At 66.9% G+C, this 14,392-nt stretch carries 10 protein-coding genes; 9 read left to right on the top strand and 1 reads right to left on the bottom strand.

The genetic code is table 11. From position 1 onward, the window contains the following. Positions 1 to 47: 47 nt before the first annotated feature. The gene (locus E2E30_RS05210) at positions 48 to 860 is read left to right on the top strand and encodes a glycoside hydrolase family 16 protein (RefSeq protein ID WP_133187878.1); all 813 of its coding nucleotides are present in this window, start codon (positions 48 to 50) and stop codon (positions 858 to 860) included. Continuing rightward, a complete protein-coding gene (locus tag E2E30_RS05215; RefSeq protein WP_240699043.1) occupies positions 857 to 1,534 on the top strand; it encodes a DUF6445 family protein in 678 nt (225 codons plus the stop codon). The genes E2E30_RS05210 and E2E30_RS05215 overlap by 4 nt, the downstream gene beginning before the upstream one ends. On the opposite strand, the gene E2E30_RS05220 is transcribed toward E2E30_RS05215, so the two are convergent. Continuing rightward, positions 1,531 to 3,783: a beta-glucosidase family protein gene (locus tag E2E30_RS05220; RefSeq protein ID WP_165954465.1), complete on the bottom strand. Its 2,253-nt coding sequence runs from the start codon at positions 3,781 to 3,783 to the stop codon at positions 1,531 to 1,533. The genes E2E30_RS05215 and E2E30_RS05220 overlap by 4 nt on opposite strands. Before the next feature lie 218 nt (positions 3,784 to 4,001). On the opposite strand from E2E30_RS05220, the gene E2E30_RS05225 reads away from it, so the two are divergent. The 7 genes from E2E30_RS05225 to E2E30_RS05255 all read left to right on the top strand — a co-directional run bounded on the left by E2E30_RS05225 (position 4,002) and on the right by E2E30_RS05255 (position 14,243). Further along, positions 4,002 to 7,073: a TonB-dependent receptor gene (locus E2E30_RS05225; RefSeq protein ID WP_206365645.1), complete on the top strand. Its 3,072-nt coding sequence runs from the start codon at positions 4,002 to 4,004 to the stop codon at positions 7,071 to 7,073. A 106-nt stretch (positions 7,074 to 7,179) separates the two neighbouring features. After that, positions 7,180 to 8,703, top strand: coding sequence for a tryptophan halogenase family protein (locus tag E2E30_RS05230; RefSeq protein ID WP_133187882.1), 1,524 nt, complete (start codon positions 7,180 to 7,182; stop codon positions 8,701 to 8,703). Continuing rightward, complete coding sequence (locus E2E30_RS05235; RefSeq protein WP_133187884.1) at positions 8,703 to 9,425, top strand: SapC family protein; 723 nt, start codon at positions 8,703 to 8,705, stop codon at positions 9,423 to 9,425. Before E2E30_RS05230 ends, E2E30_RS05235 begins: the two co-directional genes overlap by 1 nt. Then, a complete protein-coding gene (locus E2E30_RS05240; RefSeq protein WP_133187886.1) occupies positions 9,418 to 10,449 on the top strand; it encodes a cupin-like domain-containing protein in 1,032 nt (343 codons plus the stop codon). Before E2E30_RS05235 ends, E2E30_RS05240 begins: the two co-directional genes overlap by 8 nt. Beyond that, complete coding sequence (locus E2E30_RS05245) at positions 10,446 to 11,924, top strand: tryptophan halogenase family protein (RefSeq protein ID WP_133187888.1); 1,479 nt, start codon at positions 10,446 to 10,448, stop codon at positions 11,922 to 11,924. The genes E2E30_RS05240 and E2E30_RS05245 overlap by 4 nt, the downstream gene beginning before the upstream one ends. Before the next feature lie 5 nt (positions 11,925 to 11,929). After that, the gene (locus E2E30_RS05250; protein WP_206365646.1) at positions 11,930 to 12,976 is read left to right on the top strand and encodes a LacI family DNA-binding transcriptional regulator; all 1,047 of its coding nucleotides are present in this window, start codon (positions 11,930 to 11,932) and stop codon (positions 12,974 to 12,976) included. Positions 12,977 to 13,028: 52 nt separating this feature from the next. Then, positions 13,029 to 14,243 carry an MFS transporter gene (locus E2E30_RS05255; protein WP_133187892.1) on the top strand — a complete coding sequence of 405 codons (1,215 nt, stop codon included), beginning with the start codon at positions 13,029 to 13,031 and terminating at the stop codon, positions 14,241 to 14,243. Positions 14,244 to 14,392: the final 149 nt, after the last annotated feature.

Genomic DNA, 14,392 nt, shown 5'->3' on the forward strand with positions numbered 1-14,392 from the left:
GCAGACACGACGACGGGAGCTCGATCTGTGCTGGACGAGGTGACACGATGACGGCTGTAGCGATCCTGCTGGCACAGGCGGTCAGCCTGGCCGCGACCAACTATTCGGTCGACGTGCCGATGCGCGCGCGCGTGGCGCCGCCGGTCTGGGCGGACGAGTTCAACCAAAAGATCGACCAGACCCGCTGGCGTTTCGACACCGAGCGCAACACGCAAGGCTGGGCCAATCACGAGAAGCAATATTACGCCGCCGACCGGCGCGAGAATGCGCGGATCGAGCACGGGGCGCTGGTGATCGAGGCGCGGCGTGAGGCGCTGCGCGCCGAGCCCGACTGGGGTGGGCAGGCATACAGCTCGGCCAAGCTCGTCAGCCGCGAGTCGCTCGGCTACGGTTTTTACGAAGTGCGCGCCAAGCTGCCGTGCGGGCGCGGCACCTGGCCCGCGATCTGGTTGCTGCCACAGAGCGGAACGTGGCCCGACATGGGGGAGATCGACCTGATGGAGATGGTCGGCTGGCAGCCACGCGTGGTGCATGCCACGGTGCATAGCGGGGCGTTCAACCATGTACGCGGTACGCAGCGCGGCGCCGAAACCCGCATTGCCAGTGCGTGCTCCGCCTATCATCGGTATCAACTCGACTGGCAGCCCCATTCGATCACGATCGGCGTCGACGGCCATGGCTATATGCGCGTTGTCGACGATCAGCCGGGCGGACATGCCGCCTGGCCGTTCACCGTGCCGTATCGGCTGATCCTCAATCTCGCGGTCGGTGGCGATTGGGGCGGGGTCAAGGGGATCGACGATGCCGCGCTGCCGCAGCGCATGTCGGTCGACTACGTCCGCTACTGGCGCGCACCGTGAGCGAACCCGCGATCACCGTCCACCGCGTCGGGCGCGAGGCGCAGCCGGTGGTGGTGATCGACGGCTTTTCCGCCGAGCCTGATGCGTTGCGCGCGGCCGCGATCGCGGCGAGCTTTGGTCCTGCCGCGCAGCATTACCCGGGTATCCGCGCGGCGCTTCCGCCGGCGTATGTGCCCACGCACCTCGCGGTGTTGGCGGGCGTGCTCGGCCCGGTGCTCGGGCGCGGCGGTGCGGTCGACCTGATCGACGCGAGCTTCTCGATCGTCACGACGCCGCCCGCAGCGCTCGATATCCGCCAGCGCTTGCCGCATTGCGACGCGTTCGGCGCCGACCGGATCGCGCTGGTCCACTATCTCGCCCCGCACCATGCCGACGGAACCGCCTTCTTCCGGCATCGCTCGACCGGGTTCGAGACGATCGACGACGAACGCGCACCGATCTTCTTCGGCCAGCTCGAGGCCGAGCTCCGCCACGGCGGCGTGCCGCCCGCGCGCTATGTCACGGGCGACACGCCGCTGTTCGAGCGCACCCTCGAAATCGAGGCGCGCTACAACCGCGCGCTCGTCTACCCGAGCTATCTGCTCCACAGCGGCGCGATCGCGCCCGACGCATTGCTGTCGGGCGATCCCGCGGACGGGAGGCTGACGGTCACCGCTTTTCTGTCGGTCGGTTAGGGTTTCATCGTCGCCGCGGTCACGTTCGCGGTCGAAACAAGCGCGCGATCGGTCGCATCATGCGCCAGTGCCACCCGGTAGCGGCCACCCGCGACCCGCCAGCCGGGCAGCGCCGGATCGTAATCCGCGAGGATCCGCGGCTCGGCGACGAGCGTGACGCGCTTTGCCTCGCCCGGCTTCAGCGTCACGCGCTGGAATGCCGCGAGCCGCATCGGCACCGCGGTGCCGTCGCGCGTAACGTACATCTGCGGCACGTCGGCGCCCGCGACTCGTCCGGTATTGACGACCTCGAAGCTGATGCTGAGCGTGGCGCCGCCCGTCACCACCGGGTTGCGATAGGCGAAGCGCGTGTAGCTGAGCCCGTATCCGAACGCGAAGAGCGGCGTGGCCCGCGTCTTTTCGTACCAGCGATACCCGACATCGGCACCTTCGGTGTAGTCGATCGGGAAGCTCGCCAGTTGATGGTCGCTGGCATGGCCGGGGTCTGCGGCGGCCTGCGCCTCGGCGCTCGTCAGGCGGTCGAGCCCGACGGGAGCGGCGCGCGGTGCCTGGCTTGCACTGGCGGGGAAGGTGATCGGCAAGCGACCCGATGGATTGACGCGACCGGTAAGGATGTTGGCGATGGCGGGGCCGCCACGCTGGCCGGGATACCAGGCCTGGACGACTGCTGGCACCGCCGACAACCACGGCATCAGCACGGGGCCGCCGGTCTCCATCACCGCGATCGTCCTGGGCTGCGCGGCGGCGACCGCGGCGATCACGTCGTCCTGCCGGTCGGGCAGCGACAGGTCGGCGACGTCCTGCGCCTCGGTCGCCCATTGCGTCGCGAACACGATTGCGACGTCGGCAGCCTTGGCGGCGGCAGCGGCGGCGACCGGGTCGCGGCCATCGATCCACGTGACCTGCGCTTGCGGCATCGCCGCGCGGATCGCGAGCAGCGGCGAGGAGGCGTGCCAGGTGATGCGCGCAAACGACGACGCGGCACCGCTGGTGAGCGGGATCTCGACCGGCGCGCCGCCGACCGAACGCACCTGGCTCGATCCTCCGCCCGACAGGACGCCGACATCGGCACGCCCGCCGATCAGCACGACGCGCTTCGCGGTGCGGGAAAGCGGCAGGAGGTTGCCCTCGTTCTTGAGCAGGACGATCCCGGCTTCGGCGGCGCGCTGTGCGACTTCGGCATGCGCGTCGTACGAGATCGGCTGCGCGGTATCGGCGGGCGCATCATAGGCGCCGGTCTCGATCAGCCCGGTCAGATAGCGGATCACCATGTCGTCGAGCCGGGCCATCGGCACGCGGCCGGCGGCGATATCGGTCTTGAGCGGATCACCGAAATAGATGGCGCGATCGAGTTCCTGCCCGGATTCCTGATCGAGCCCGGCGTTCGCCGCCTTGGCGGTCGAATGCACCGCGCCCCAATCGCTCATCACCCAGCCGCGATAGCCCCAGTCGCGCTTGAGCACGTCGTTCATCAGATGCGCATTCTCGCACGCCCAGTCGCCATTGACCTTGTTGTACGCGCACATCACCGAGCCGGGCTTGCCCGTCTCGATCGCGATCTGGAAGGCGAGCAAGTCGCTCATCCGCAGCGCCGCCTCGCCAATCCTGGCGTCGACGACGGTCCGGCCGGTTTCCTGCGAATTGAGGGCGAAATGCTTGACCGTCGAAACGATGTGGTTCGACTGGACGCCAGCGATGTGGGCGCCCGCGAGCATGCCCGAAAGCAGCGGATCCTCGCCGAGATATTCGAAGTTGCGGCCGTTCCACGGATCGCGTGTCAGATTGACCCCGCCTGCAAGCAGCACGGTGAAGCGCTTGGCGCGCGCTTCGGCGCCGATCATCGCGCCGCCGGCCCGCGCGATCGCCGGATCGAAGGTGGCCGCGGTCGCCAGGCTCGAGGGGAGGGCGGTCGCGACGTCGCCCTTGCGCTGTTCGATCTGGTTGGCGACGCCAAGCGAGGCGTCGCTTTCGCGAATCAGCGGAACACCCAGATGCGGAATGCCATCGATATGGCCGGCCGACGGAATCAGCTCGTTTGGCGTCTTGCCCTTGGCCATTGGCGGGAAGAGTCCGTGAACGAGCGCGATTTTCTCGTCGAGTGTCATTTTGGCAACGATCGCCGCCGCACGCGCGCGCGCGTCCTGCGCCGCAGCTTTCGCGGGCGATTGGCGCGCGACGACGGGCGACGTGCAGGCGATGCCGGAAAGCAGCGTTGCGCCCAGCAGCCAGCGGTGAATCGTCTTCGCCATTTCAGAAATCCTCCCAGATCTTGGCGCGCTGCCCTCGCCGACGCGGGCTACCCCGCGTGGCAGTGCCGCCGCCTGCAGTGCCTAGACAGCACATCCCGGGAACGTTCACAACCACCCGTTTCCGCCAGTTCGTCGACTTGACAATCGCCTTGCTGCGGAACAAGTGAACGTTCTCAAATCAAGAGGGCGCAGGGGTAACGCGCCGCTACTCAGGGAGGATGATGATGGGGGGCTTTAGCAGCCGTTTGGCGACGCGTTTGGCGCTTGGCGTATCGACGCTCGCGCTCGCGGGCTATCCGATGATGGCCGTTGCGCAGGACGCGGCATCGACGATGGGCAACACCGGTCCGTCGACCACGCAGGACGCGCCGACCGGCACCGCGACGACGCAGAGCACCGCGACCGCAGACGGGACCGATGCGAGCGGCGATATCGTCGTCACCGGCATCCGCGCCTCGCTCCGCAGCTCGATCAACCTCAAGCGCAACGCGCAGGGCATTGTCGACGCGATCTCGGCCGAGGATATCGGCAAGTTCCCCGACACCAACCTGGCCGAATCGCTCCAGCGCATCACTGGCGTGTCGATCGACCGTTCGAACGGCGAAGGCCAGTTCGTCACCGTCCGCGGCTTCGGCCCCGAGTACAATCTCGTCACGCTTAACGGCCGCCAGCTCGCGACCTCGACGATCGGCGACGGCAACAGCGCACCGGTCTCGCGCTCGTTCGATTTCGCGAATCTCGCTTCGGAGGGCGTCGCCGCGCTCGAAGTCTACAAGTCGGGCCGCGCAAGCGTTCCGTCGGGCGGCATCGGTTCGACGATCAACATTCGCACCCCGCGTCCCTTCGACAAGCCCGGGATGCGCGGCTCGCTGTCGGCGCGCGGTGTGGTCGACACGTCGCAGAATGGCGGCAAGGACGTGACGCCCGAAGTTTCGGGCATCTTCTCCGACACCTTCGCCGACGATCGTATCGGCGTGCTCATCCTCGGTTCGTTCCAGGAGCGGCGCTTCAGCGCGAACCAGGCCAATGTCGGCTTCCGCGATGGCTATCTCGGTGCCGAGAACAATTGGGGTTCGCTCGCGCAACCAGGCGACCCGCGCGCCGCCAACATCGCCAATCGCCCGGGCGCGACCGACGTCTATCAGGTGCCGCAGAACGCGGGCTACGACGTCGTCAACGGCAAGCGCCAGCGCATCAACGGGCAGGCGGTTCTCCAGTTCAAGCCGACCGACACCCTGACCGCGACGTTCGACTATACCTATTCGCGCAACACCGTGGACATTCGCGATAACAGCGTCGGCATCTGGTACAACCACAACGACACGTCGAGCTCGTGGACCAACGGCCCTGTCGCGGGCCCGAACTTCTACACCGAGCGGTTCGGCGCGGGCGAGACCAAGGATCTGGCGTATTCGGCGTCGCAGACGTCGGCGCGCAGCGAGAACAAGGCGATCGGCGGCAACCTCACTTGGAAGGGGCCGGGCGGGGTCACCGTCGTGCTCGACGTCAATCACTCGACCGCGACGTCGAAGCCCAACAGCCCGTACGGCAACAGCAACTCGGTCGGCACCGCGGTGTTCGGTGTCCAGAACCAGACGATCAACTTCCAGAACCAGCTGCCTGTCATCTCGTACAACATGTATTCGGGCATCGATCCGCTCAATGCCGCGAACATCGTCCCGACCGGCAACGCCTTCCGCAATTCCTACTTCCGCGACGAGATCAACCAGATCCAGCTGAAGGGGCATTACGATCACAGCCACGGCTTCCTCGAAAGCCTCGACTGGGGCGTGCAATACACCGACAACAAGGTCCGCTCGGCCTATAGCGTGTTGCAGAACGACACGTGGGGCGGAACCGGCGGCGACAGCGCGGCGCAACGCGCGGCGGCGGCGGCATTGCTGCCCGACAGCTTGTTCACGCTGACCAGCATTCCCGACAAGTTCTCCGGGATCAGCGGCGCGAATTCTGCGGACATCGTCAAGTCGTTCTACACGTTCGACCTGCCGAGCGTCGTCAAGCTGCTCGACCAGGCGTACAAGATCTGTGGCGGGGCCGGCCAGTGCCTGCTCCCGTACACCACCGATTCGCGCGTCCGCGAGAAGACGATTGCGCCGTACTTCCAGTTCAACGGCAAGTTCGACGTGTTCTCGGTGCCCGGCCACATCATCGGTGGCGTGCGCTACGAAACGACCGACGTCAGCGCGACCGCGCTCGTGCCGAACCCATCGGGCGCGCGGCAGAACTCGCAGAACGAGTTCAACATCCTGATAAACGGGACGACCACCACCACTTACAAAGGCAGTTATCAAAACTGGCTGCCGTCGGTCGATTTCGACATCGAGCCGACCGACACGATCAAGCTGCGGGCGTCGTACAGCCACACCATCACTCGTGCGGACTATGGCAGCCTGCAGGGCGGTCGGCGGCTCGACACGCTGTTCCGTGTCGGCGGCGGTTTCGGTTCGGTCGGCAATCCTAATCTGATCCCGTACAAATCGAAGAACATCGATCTGTCGGCAGAATGGTATTATACCAAGGAGAGCTACGTCTCGGTCGGCTATTTCCATAAGAACGTGTCGAACTATATCGGCAACACCGTGGTCAACCAGACGATCCCGGGTATCACCTCGCCGACGACGACGTTCAATGGCGTGACGCAGAACGGACCGCGCTATCAGGCCGCGCTCAATGCTTTGGGGGCGAATGCGAGTTTCCAGCAAATCCGCGACTATATCGGCACCAATTATCCGGGCGGCGTGGTCAACGGGACGATCGTCGCGCAGGCGAACGATCCGCTGATCAACTTCGTGATTACGACGCCATTCAACAGCGCGCAGACCGCCAGTGTGGATGGCTTCGAATTCGCGATCCAGCATAATTTCTGGAACACCGGGTTTGGTACGATCCTCAATTACACGATCGTTCGCGGCAATCAGAACTATAACAACCGCCTGCCGTCGAGCGCTTCGCAGTTCGCGATCACGGGTCTTTCGGACAGCGCCAACGCAGTGCTGTTCTACGACAAGAACGGGCTGCAGGCGCGCGCCGCGTATAACTGGCGCAAGGGGTATTTGGCGGGGGCCGGCGTCAACCCGACCTACATCAATACCTACGGCCAGCTCGACGTCAGCGCGAGCTACGCGATCACCAAGAACATCTCGGTGTTCGTCGAGGGGATCAACGTCAACAGCGAGAATCGCAGCGGCCATCTCCGCTCGGACCGCAATGTCACGTTCGTGACCAAGCAGGATCCACGCTATTCGGCGGGGGCGCGAATCTCCTTCTAGCAACCGGTGCCACCCTCGCGATGCGAGGGTGGCGTTTTCCGGGGCCACGCGGCACAAGCGTCAGCGAACCGGGCCCGAGTACGGACCCCGCAACAGGACGGGCCAATTGGATACGGCCATCTCTAAAGTCGTCATCGTCGGCGGCGGTACCGCCGGTTGGCTTGCCGCGTGTCGTATCGCCGCGGCGGCGCGGCCCTTGGCGGCGCATCCGATCACGGTGACCCTCGTCGAATCTCCCGACGTTGCGACGATCGGGGTGGGCGAGGGGACGTGGCCGACGATGCGCGCGACGCTCGAGCGGATCGGGATCGGCGAGGCCGAATTCCTGCTCGCCTGCGATGCTTCGTTCAAGCATGGCTCGCGCTTCCACGGCTGGGCGACCGGCGCGGCGGACGACGTTTACTTCCATCCCTTCACGCCGCCCCTGGAAGCCGACGCGCGCGCGCTCGTCGCCGCGTGGCAGGCCGAAGCCGCGGGTGCCGCGTTCGCCGACGTGGTCACGCCGCAATCGCAGGTTGCGGGACAGTGCCTCGCGCCACGCCAGCGATCGATGCCCGATTATGCGGGCGCGCTGAACTATGGCTATCATCTCGATGCGGGCAAGCTCGCGGCTTTGCTGATGCGGCATGCGACAGAACGGCTCGGCGTACGGCACGTGCGCGATCATGTGATCGGTGTCGATCGCACGGAGACGGGCGAGGTGGTCGCCGTAAATACCCGCGACACCGACGCCGTCACAGGCGATCTGTTCCTCGATTGCACCGGCCACGCCGCGCTGCTCGTGGGCGACGTGCCGTTCATCGACCGCAGCGACGTGCTGTTCAACGACCGCGCGCTGGCGGTGCAGGTGCCGGTCGCCGCCGACAGCCCGATCGCCGCGCAGACCGACGCGACCGCCCACGCGGCGGGCTGGATCTGGGACATTGGCTTGCCCACCAGGCGCGGTGTCGGCTGTGTCTATTCCTCCGCGCACATGAGCGACGACGCCGCGCTGGAAACGCTGAGCGCATATCTTGGCAGCGCCGAACCGATCACGCCGCGCCGGCTGACCTTCCGCTCGGGCCACCGCGACCGCTTCTGGACCGGCAATTGCCTCGCGATCGGGCTCTCGGCGGGGTTCCTCGAGCCGCTCGAGGCGTCGGCGATCGTTACGATCGAGCTGGCGCTCGACGCGCTGCTCGACGACTGGCCGACGCACGCAACCCTCCCGCTGACGGCGGCGCGCTTCAACACGCTGTTCCGCTATCGCTGGGACCGGATCGTCGAATTCCTCAAGCTGCACTACGTGCTCAGCCGACGCGAAGGGCGGTATTGGCAGGACCACCGCGATCCGGCGTCAATTCCGCCGCGGCTCGCCGAACTGCTCGCGTTGTGGCAGCACCGGCCGCCGACGCGCGCCGATCTGCCGATGGTCGACGAGCTGTTTCCGGCGGCGAGCTATCAGTATATCCTGTACGGCATGGGGGCACGGGTCCCCGATCCCGGCCCGCTGCGTGGCGGTCCGCTACCGTCGTTCGGCTCGATCGCCCAGCGCACGCGCGGCATGGTCGCCACGCTGCCGCCGATCCGCGCGTATCTCGACGCGTGCCGGGCGGCATCTCAACCGATCGCTATGGAGCATATGAACTGATGGCCAACCACGTCCTGCTCACCAGCGACGATCACCGAACGCTCCGCATCACCTCCGAGCGTAGTGCCGCGCTTGGCGACGCGGTGATGTCGTGCCTGATCGTGCCGAGCGAGTTTCGGCGCGTGCAGAACGAATATCCGATCCTGTTTCGTCTTACCCCACAGCGCGATCGTTTCCAGGCGCTCGCGATGTTCGGGTTCGAACCCGGCGAGAACCTGTTCCTCGCTGGCGAGCGGTGGGAAGCCCGCTACCGTCCGCTCGCGCTCGAGATCCAGCCCTTCCTGATCGGGCATCCCGCGACCGAGGGTGGCGACAAGCAAATCCATCTCGACCTCGACCATCCGCGCGTCGCGACCGGCGGCGAGGGTGTGCGCGTGTTCGACGATCTCGGCCGGGCGACGCCGTATCTCGAGACGATCGCCGAGCAGCTCGGCGAGCTCGATGCCGGCTGGCAAGCGAGCGAAGGCTTCTTTGCTGCGCTCGCGCGCCACGAATTGCTCGAGCCGCTGACGCTCGAGATCACGCTCGCCGACGGCAGCACCAACCGGCTGGTCGGCTATCACGGAATCGCCGAGGAACGGCTGCAGCAGCTCGACGCCGTGGCGCTGGGGGAACTCCACGCCGACGGGTATCTGCTACCAGTGTTCATGGCGCTCGCCTCGCTCGCCAACGTCGCCGAGCTGGTCGAGCGCAAGAGCCGACGGGGCGACCTGCGTGGCTGAAGCCGTCCCCGGCGTCTTCCAGGATCTCGCGTCCGTGCCCGAGGTCGAGGTCGCCGACGCGGCCGAGCTCGACGCACGGCTGCGCGCGGCCGATGCGCCGTTCGTCGTGCGCGGGCTGGTCAAGGACTGGCCGCTGGTCGAGGCGGGGCGCCGCTCGTCGCGCGACGCGCGCGCTTATCTGCTGCGCCACCACCGCGACACCGCCTTCACCGTCGCGATCGGCGAGCCCGGCGGCGATGGCCGGCTGTTCTACGATACGGCGATGGCGATGAATTTCCGCACGCTGCGCGCCAAGCTGCCCGACATCTTCGGGCGGATCGACGCGATCGAAGGCAAGGCGGGGGCGCCGCCGGTCTATCTCGCCTCGATCGACATGCACCAGTTCTTCAAGGGTCTGTATGAGGCGAACCATGTCGATCTCGGCGATCGGACGTGTCTTGCAAGCATCTGGATCGGCACAAAGACGCGGATCGCCGCGCATAACGATCTGCCCAACAATCTGGCGTGCGTGGGCGTGGGGCGGCGGCGTTTCACGCTGTTCCCGCGCGAGCAGTTCCGTAATCTCCATCTCGGGCCGATCGACAATACGCCTGCGGGGCGCGCGATCAGCATGGTCGATTTCCACGCGCCCGACGCGCAGCTGCACCCGCGTTTCCCCGACGCGCTCGCGCACGCCCAGGTCGCCGAACTCGAAGCTGGCGATGCGCTCTATATCCCCGCGCTGTGGTGGCATCACGTCGAGGGGCTCGCCGATTTCAATGTGCTGGTGAACTATTGGTGGCGCGAGACGCCGCGCTGGATGGGCTCGCCGCAGGACGCGCTCAACCATGCGCTGCTCGCGATCCGCGACTTGCCCGCCGACCAGAAACAGCATTGGCGCGACCTGTTCGAGTATTACGTCTTCACCAACGGCGACGACGTGACCGCGCATATCCCCGAGGCGGGTCGCAGCATCCTCGCCCCGCTCACCCCGGAAAGCGCCGACCACATCCGCGCCTTCCTGCTCAGGAACCTCAGCCAATGATCGCCAGCCCACGCCGTATCGTCGTTGCCGGGGGCGGAACCGCGGGCTGGATGGCCGCCGCCGCGATCGCGCGGACGATGGGCCGCACCGCCGAAGTGACGCTGATCGAATCCGATGCGATCGGGACGGTCGGGGTGGGGGAATCGACGATCCCGCCGCTCGTCACCTACAATCGGCTGCTCGGCATCGGCGAGGCCGATTTCATGCGCGCGACGCAGGCGACCTTCAAGCTCGGCATCCTGTTCGATGGCTGGAAGGACGGGACCGACCGGTATTTCCACTCGTTCGGGACGACCGGGCAGGACCATTGGTCGGCCGGCTTCCAGCATTTCTGGATGAACGGCCGCGAGCGCGGGCATGATGCGTCCTACGACGCCTATTGCCTCGAGCTGGTCGCCGCGATGGAGGGCAAGTTCGCGCATCTCCCCGACGAGCGGATGAACTACGCCTATCAGCTCGATTCGTCGCTCTACGCCCAATTCCTGCGACGGATGGCCGAGGGTGACGGCACGCGGCGGATCGAAGGCAAGATCGCGCGCGTCGCGCTCGATGGCGAGACCGGCGACGTCGCCGCGCTGCATCTGGAATCGGGCGTGGTCGTCGAGGGTGACCTGTTCCTCGACTGTACCGGCTTTCGCGCGCTGCTGATCGAGCAGGCGTTGCACGCCGGCTATGACGACTGGAGCCACTTTCTGCCGTGTGACTCGGCGATCGCGGTGCAGACGGAGAACGTCCGGCCGCCTGTACCCTATACGCGCGCGATGGCGCACGATGCGGGCTGGCAGTGGCGCATCCCGCTGCAGCATCGCACCGGCAACGGCATTGTCTATTGCAGCCGCTACCTCGACCGCGACGCCGCGCTCGAGCGCCTGCTCGGCAATGTCGAGGGCACGGTGCTGACCGAGCCGAACAACATCCGCTTCGTGACCGGCGCGCGGCGCCGGCAATGGCACCGCAACGTCGTCGCGATCGGGCTGTCGGGCGGGTTCATGGAGCCGCTCGAATCGACCAGCATCCATCTCATCCAGCGCGCGATCCTGCGGCTGATCCGGATGATGCCGGGCGGCGCGATCTCGCCGCGCGACGTGGCCGAATTCAACGACCAGCAATTCGCCGACATGGAGCAGATCCGCGACTTCCTGATCCTCCACTACAAGGCGACCAACCGCCGCGACTCCCCGTTCTGGCGGCAATGTGCGGCGATGGAGGTGCCCGAGAGCCTGGCACAGAAGATCGCCTTGTTCCGCGAGACCGGCCGTGTGTTCCGTCGCAACGAGGAACTGTTCGCCGAGAATAGCTGGGTGCAAGTGATGCTGGGGCAGGGGATCGAGCCTGCCGCCTATCACCCGATCGCAGACAAATTGCCCGATGAAGAACTGGCGCGGTTTCTGGGGACGCTGCGCGAGAATGTCGCCCGCACCGTCGCCGGGTTGCCGGCGCATGCCGACTATGTCGCGCAATATTGCGGCGGCTGAGCGGAATGGCGCGCAGACGGCAGGCCGTCACGATCAAGCATGTCGCGGCGGATGCAGGGGTGTCGCTGCAAACCGTCAGCCGTGTCGTCAACAAGGAGGCCGGCGTTCGGCCCGAGATGGTGGCGCGGGTGCAGGAAGCGATCGACCGGCTCGGCTACGTCCCCTCGATCGCGGCGCAGCGGATGGGCGGTTCGCGCTCGTATCTGATCGTCGCGCTCAACGACCGCGAGCGTACGATCGCCGACTGGCGTGCGCGTGAGGGAACCGACTGGGTCGACCAAATGCTGCTCGGCGGCATGTTGACTTGCGCGACCTACGGCTATCGCATGATCGTCGAGCTGGTCGACACGCATAGCGACCATATCGCGCGCGAGCTGATGGGGGCGATCGCCGCGCTCCAGCCCGACGGCGTGATCCTGACGCCGCCGCATTCGGAAAATCCGCTGATCATCGACTTGCTCGAGGCGCAGCGGATCAGCTTCGCGCGGATCGGCTCGCGGCGCGCAGGCGCGGGTTTCGCGCTGACGATGGATGACGAGCGCGCGGCACAGCTGGCGACGAAGCACCTGATTGCCCTTGGTCATCAGCGGATCGGCTTCATCGCCGGCCCTTCCGAATACACGTTGAGCGGGTGGCGCATCGACGGCTGGCGCGCGGCGATGGCGGCGGCGGGGCTTGCCGACGATCTACTCGCCCGCGGCGATTTCGGCTATGCGTCGGGCCGGGCCGCAGCGGCGGCATTGCTCGACGCGGCCGAGCCGGCGACCGCAATCATCGCCAGCAACGATCAGATGTCGCTTGCCACGCTCGAACTGTGCCGCGAGCGCGGGATCGCGGTGCCGCACGATGTGTCGCTGATCAGCTTCGACAACACCCCGATCGTCCGCTTCACGCATCCGCCGCTCACCGCGATCGACCAGCCGATCGCCGATCTGGCCGCGCGCGCGGTCGAACTCATTATCGGCGAGCTTGCGGGACGCGAGGCACCCGAGCAGCCGATCATCGTGTCGGCGAAGCTCGAACTGCGGCAATCGACCGCACCGCGCCGCTGACCGCGTTCAAACGCTTGGCCGTGGTGGGTGCTACGTCCTAAGCGTCGCGCGTATGACCGTGTATCAGGACCGCTTCTTCTCCGCTCGCCGCGCCGCGCGATCGACCCTGCTGGTTCCGGTGCTGGGTGCGCTCGGCTATGCCGGATGCGTCGTTGCCTATCTCCCGCTGCTGACGCTGCTGCTGCCGCTGCGGGTCGAGCAGATCGCGGGGGACGCGCGGTTCGGCGTGCTCGCGACGGCGCTGATCGCCGGGGCGGTGATGGCGAGCGTGTCGGGGATCGTCTTCGGCTGGCTGAGCGACCGCGCGCTTGAACGCGGCGGTGGGCGGCGGCCGTGGATCGCGGCGGGGCTGATCGCGACGCTCGCTTCGTACGCCGGCATCGCGGTCGCGCGCACGCCTGAAATGCTCGTCGTCGCGGTGATGGTGTTTCAGGTGGCGCTCAACGCCGCGCTCGCGCCGCTCGTCGCGTTGCTGGCCGAGGAGAGCCTCGATCGGCAGAAGGGCGTGATGAGCGGCTTGCTTGGCGCCGCGCAGCCGTTCGCCGCAGCCATCGGCCCGCTGTTGATCGCCTGGACCGCGCCGGGACTGGGGCTCCGCCTCGCGGCGATCGGGGTGATCGCGACGCTGTGCCTGATCCCGCTGCTGGCGACGTCCGCCAGACCGACCGCGCAGCCCGGCGATCGGACCGTCGCGGCGTCCTCACGCGACCTCGGGCTTGCCTGGATTGCGCGACTGCTCGTCCAGATCGCGGGCAATGTGCTGTTTGCCTACCTGCTGTTCTTCATGGAGCAATTCGTCGCGCCGTCCGCGCGCGCCACCGTACCGGTCGAGGTCGGCGGGCTGATCCTCGCCGCCAATATCGTGCCGTTGCCGATCGCGCTCGTGCTCGGCCGCTGGTCGGACCGGATCGGACGCCGCAAACCCTTCCTCGTCGCGGCGGCGCTGCTCGATGCGACGGGGCTGGTGGTGATGGCGGTCGCGCAGGGATGGGCCGTCGCGGCGATCGGCTTCGGCCTGTATTCGATCGGCTGGTCGGTCTTTCTGACGCTGCAGATCGGCTTCGTCATGCAATTGTTGCCAAACCCACGACGGCGCGGACGCGATCTGGGGCTGATCAACCTGTCGAACACGGCACCAGTGCTGATCGGGCCGGCATTGGCCTGGGGGCTGGCGACCCCGCAGTCCTTCGCTCCGCTGCTGCTGACGCTTGCCGCCTTGTCGCTGGCTGGGGGCATCGCGATGCTCGGGGTCAAGGGACGCAAATGACGCGCAGCGCGATCCGGCCGGCCGCTGGCAGCGTTCGGTAGTGATCCTGGCGTAGCGCACGCCCACCCGTCACTCGAAGGTCTTGTCGCTCGACCGACCCGCGATGATCCTACCGCTGCTCGCGGCGTCGCTCGCGCACCGCGCTGGCA

Source organism: Sphingomonas sp. AAP5 (assembly GCF_004354345.1).
GTDB lineage: Bacteria > Pseudomonadota > Alphaproteobacteria > Sphingomonadales > Sphingomonadaceae > Sphingomonas > Sphingomonas glacialis.